This is a genomic window from Shewanella sp. 5S214, from assembly GCF_041439795.1.
In the GTDB taxonomy this organism is placed as follows: Bacteria; Pseudomonadota; Gammaproteobacteria; order Enterobacterales; family Shewanellaceae; genus Shewanella; species Shewanella vesiculosa.
This window is the reverse complement of sequence record NZ_JBGOOV010000076.1, coordinates 1-1,292: the sequence shown is the minus strand read 5'-3', so window position 1 is coordinate 1,292 and position 1,292 is coordinate 1. Positions and strand designations below refer to the sequence as shown.

General features: G+C 39.9%; 1 protein-coding gene and 1 pseudogene. Both read left to right on the top strand.

Annotation, left to right across the window (positions count from 1 at the left end; all coding sequences use genetic code 11):
* The first annotated feature begins 50 nt into the window (after nucleotides 1-50).
* Entirely contained in the window at nucleotides 51-893 is an 843-nt protein-coding gene (locus ACED29_RS21120; RefSeq protein WP_371698687.1) for a hypothetical protein, read from the top strand.
* Nucleotides 893-1,292: pseudogene (locus ACED29_RS21115) on the top strand (hypothetical protein); the annotation flags it as partial. The gene ACED29_RS21120 and the pseudogene ACED29_RS21115, both read left to right, overlap by 1 nt.

Here is a 1,292-nt window from a genome sequence, read left to right as displayed (position 1 = left end):
AATGATACTTCGTCAGCTCTGCAAACTTCATCTGGGCAAGAAACGGCATAATGGGTTTATTGAAGAGCTTGTGGCAAGGCTTTGTTGGTGGTGCTGATTTTACTCAGCTAGTCACTGAGCGGTTTATTTTAGAAGACAAACTGTTAAAAATAACTATGCCAGTCAGTAATATTGCCACGGAAGAGCCCCCAAAAGAAGTTAATTATCCTTATAGAAGCAACTATTGGTTTGGTCAGAAACAAAAAACTCACACCCATGAAACTTATGTGCATATCTATACTGAGTTGTGGATGTACTTACCTATTATCGGTATTTTCCCTAGTAGTGAATATGGTATGCAGGGCTGCACATTTAGAATAAAAAAAACCCCTGATGGCGTTAATGCGCTGGATAATGAGGCTCTAGGAGTTTGGGTGATACAAGAATATGATGAATATTATAATGACCCTATTCTTGGAGATAAAGCTCGAGGTTGCAATACCGAGTTAAGAGCTGAAATGAGTAGACATACAACGCTATCAGATGAGGTGATGACGGAGCAACTGGAGGCTTATATTAGTGGCAGTGGTTATCCACCGATTCCAGATGCAATCACGGTACAAATTAATAATACTGAATGGGTATTTTATCAACTGGTCAACCCCCGTTCAAGAAGCAGAAAAGACATGTATTGTTTAGGTTTAGATGAAGATCATTATTTAGTGGTGCGTTTTAGTCATCGTGTTGATCGGTCTGATAAGCATAAAAAGTGGTGCAAGGCGGCCAATCAAACCCAGCAACGGGTGATGGAGATGGTGTCATTAACTGATTATGTTGCAGATGAGCCACAATCGCGACTATCCAATGATACTTCGTTAGCTCTGCAAACTTCATCTGGGCAAGAAACGGCATAATGGGTTTATTGAAGAGCTTGTGGCAAGGCTTTGTTGGTGGTGCTGATTTTACTCAGCTCGTCACTGAGCGGTTTATTTTAGAAGATAAACTGTTAAAAATAACTATGCCAGTCAGCAATATTGCCACGGTAGAGCCCCCAAAAGAAGTTAATTATCCTTATAGAAGCAACTACTGGTTTAGTCATAAACAAGAAACTCACACCCACGAAACCTATGTACATATTTATACTGAGTTGTGGATGTATTTACCTATTATTGGCATTCAGCCCTGCAGTGAATACGGTATGCTCAGCAGTGTGTTTAGAATAAAAAAAACCCCTGATGGTATTAATGCGCTGGATAATCAGGCGCTTGGTTCATGGCTTAATCAAGAATATGATGAATATTATAATCACCCTG

Coding starts and splice junctions, on each gene's coding strand:
- ACED29_RS21120 (WP_371698687.1), top strand. CDS start 51: ATGGGTTTATTGAAGAGCTTGTGGCAAGGCTTTGTTGGTGGTGCTGAT.